General features: G+C 60.5%; 3 protein-coding genes and 1 pseudogene. 2 read left to right on the plus strand and 2 right to left on the minus strand.

The annotated features are described in order from the left end of the window. Positions 1-606 (plus strand): annotated as a pseudogene (scpB, locus tag AC0L3D_RS36230) (SMC-Scp complex subunit ScpB); the annotation flags it as partial. Between the two features lie 352 nt (positions 607-958). Here the strand turns inward: scpB and AC0L3D_RS36235 are convergent. Further along, the gene (locus AC0L3D_RS36235) at positions 959-1162 is read right to left on the minus strand and encodes a hypothetical protein (protein WP_473647481.1); all 204 of its coding nucleotides are present in this window, start codon (positions 1160-1162) and stop codon (positions 959-961) included. A 107-nt stretch (positions 1163-1269) separates the two neighbouring features. Then, a complete protein-coding gene (locus AC0L3D_RS36240) occupies positions 1270-1617 on the minus strand; it encodes a hypothetical protein (protein ID WP_473647482.1) in 348 nt (115 codons plus the stop codon). Positions 1618-1894: 277 nt separating this feature from the next. Here AC0L3D_RS36240 and AC0L3D_RS36245 point away from each other — a divergent pair. After that, a partial coding sequence (locus AC0L3D_RS36245) for a DPP IV N-terminal domain-containing protein (RefSeq protein ID WP_473647483.1) occupies positions 1895-2865 on the plus strand: 971 nt, incomplete at its 3' end.

Genomic DNA, 2865 nt, shown 5'->3' on the forward strand with positions numbered 1-2865 from the left:
GGGAGTGGATGAACCGCGTCGAAGCGACGATCTTCGCGGCCAGCGAGCCGGTGACACGTGACACCCTGGCGCGTATCATCGGCAAGAGCTGCAATCATCATCGATGATATCCGCGAGGAACTGCGCGGCCGGCCCTATGATCTGGTCGCGGTCGCCGGTGGCTGGAAGCATCTGACCCGGCCGGCCTATGCCGACGCCATCCGCAGTGCATTTGGCACCGCCGTCGGCGACAACAGGCGTGCCGTAGACCTGACGCAGTCGGACGTGCTGGTGCTGATGTGCATCGCCTATTTCCAGCCGATCACGCGCGGAGACCTGTCGTCCTTCTTCGGCAAGGAGATTTCTCGCGACCTGATCGGCAATTTGCGCGGCTTCGGCCTGATCGCCTCAGGCCCACGCAGCCCGACCCCAGGCGCGCCATACACCTATGTCACGACCAAGGCGTTCCTGCTGCAGTTCGGGTTCGACACTCTGCGCGATCTCCCCGACATCGAAGCGCTCGAGGATGCAGGCCTGCTGTCGAAGGAGAAGCTGCTGGCGGGCGACATCACGCCGGGGTTTTCCAGTGACTGGGAAGAAGATGCGGGCGTTGCCGGTGATGAATAGCATGCTGCTCACCAGGGATGGGTGGTTCGCGGGCAGCAATCCTATCCGCGTGGGACCGCAAGAACACGGTGACGCTTCGTTTTGATCGCATCGTCAGTGGCGCGCGAATAGGCCGCGAGCAGAGCAGCAAGGTCGGCGCCGGTCGAGGGTGACCGCACAGACCTCGGCGATCCTTGATGCGTGTCCATGAAATCCGAGAAGTGCGCAATCAACCGGTCATGGCCGCCTGCAGCCAGGACGAGCCGACGCCGCCGGGCAACAAAGAAGAGTGTTGGGGTCGAGCCAATCAATGTCGCCCTTGGCGCGAGAACAGGATGGTACGCTCTTGGGGTACCGCATTTCCGCTACGACACTAGGCGACCTGTCGGCTGATCTTCACCAGGTGCAGTGACGCCGGAGCCTGCGGCAGTTCGTGGATCGTCACGCTCGGACACACCTTCCGCGCGAGGTCGCAGCGGTGCTGATGGTGGGTGAAGCACACCACCTGTCCCACCTTCGCCATTCCCGCGAAGAGCCGGAAGGCTTCCTCTGCGCGGAAATCGTCAAAGGTCTCCATGATGCCCTCGGCCAGGAATGGCACCGGCCGATGCGAAGAAGCGAACTCAGGATATCCGGCGACGCGAAGGGCCAGACAAAGCTGGAACCGCGTTCCCTTCGACAGCGCTAGTTGCCCCTGCTGATCGTATGAAACGCCTCAGACGCTTGAGCCATCATGGAACTCCGGTGGCGGTCCCGGTAGAGGCGAAGTGCCTGTTCGGCCGCCACGACACCAATCCGCAGCTTGAGATAGCGGAGAGCCTTCTCGTCGATCTGGAGCGACGCGATCCGGCGACGCTCTTCGATCCGGGCAGCGGCATCGTCATCTCCTATCGCATTGACCGCGTCTGCCGCCTTGCTGTGTTCGGTGAACAGTTCCCGGCTCCGTTGATCCTGATCCTCGAAGCGGCCTTTGAGTTCTGCCGCTTCCGTTTCAAGGTCACTCTTGTCAACCCGAGATACACCCAAGGTCAATGTGACTTGGGTTGTCCGAGCTGTCGATATGCGACGTCAATGTCGGTCGTCCGACACAGCCGGTCCGATCGATCGCCTTGATCTAAAGGATTTTCCTTTGGCGCGCATATTGCATCGTTCATCCGGACACGGATCAACGGACTGACGCCAGCCATGCAGAGAATGTCGATAGCCAACGCTTTGTGCCGGGCCCCGTTCCGGCCGTTTCCGGTGCAGGAACAGCAAGGGAGTGTGATTGCAAGGCGCCATCGGCCTTTGAAGATTCCATCATGTGGACATGGAAAATACCCTGCTGGCTCGGGTGCCAACTCTTCAGTCTGGTTCACCCGGCCAGATCCTGGATATCCGCGTAGGGCGCACGGGTCATGTTGACTGCCGTCTCGGCCGCACCCGCGTGCTGACTCCTTCGAGCAACGCTCAACACTGCTGCACACCGGCGATGAAAAGCCAGATCCAACAATGTGTCTTCCGAAAACCGAAAGAGGTGAACAGATATGTTCAGATCGGCGCTTTGACGCTCGCGTTATCAATTCAAGGTGCATCGGGATCGGCAACCGCTCGGGCGCTGGCCAACGGTTCGAACGGTGCACATCCACCGCTGGCGCTGGCGGATTTCGAGCGGGCACTGACGATCAACGATCGCTATAGCGGACTCAGTGCCAATGTCCCCGAAATGCCTTTTTGGCTGACTGGGGGTGAAGCCTTCGTCTACCGCCGGACTAGCCACGGCAAGCGCCAGTTCATGCTGGTCGATGTCGCCACGGGCGTGAAGCGGCCGCCCTTCGACCAGGCCCGTCTGGCGGCGGCGCTAAATGAAGCGAGCCATAAGAGCTATCAGGCCGGAAATCTTCCCTTCGAGCGTTTCGAACTGACCGAGGATGGTCGCAGGCTCGACTTCCTGATTGAGCAGGTCCGGTGGAGCTGCGACGTTGCAAGCTATGCCTGCACCAGCACAAAATTGGATGTGGACGCGCCGAAGTTTCAGCTCCGCCACCACTACACGCCACCGGCTGATAATAACCTCGACCAGAGGAGCGTCTCGCCCGACGGCAAATGGATCGTCTATATAAAGAACTACAATGTTTTCCTGCGCAGCAAGGACGGATTGCAGGATGTTGCGCTGAGCCGGGATGGATCAGAGGGCAATTACTACGTCTTTTCGACACTGAGCTGGTCGCCGGACTCGCGCCATCTCGCGGCCTACCGCGTTCGCCCCGGCTACAAGCGGGAGGTCCCCTACCTCAATTC

The organism is Mesorhizobium sp. WSM4837 (assembly GCF_055811435.1).

Bases quoted from the DNA above. Each gene is read 5' to 3' on its own strand.
- AC0L3D_RS36235 (WP_473647481.1), bottom strand. From the start codon at position 1,162: ATGGAGACCTTTGACGATTTCCGCGCAGAGGAAGCCTTCCGGCTCTTC.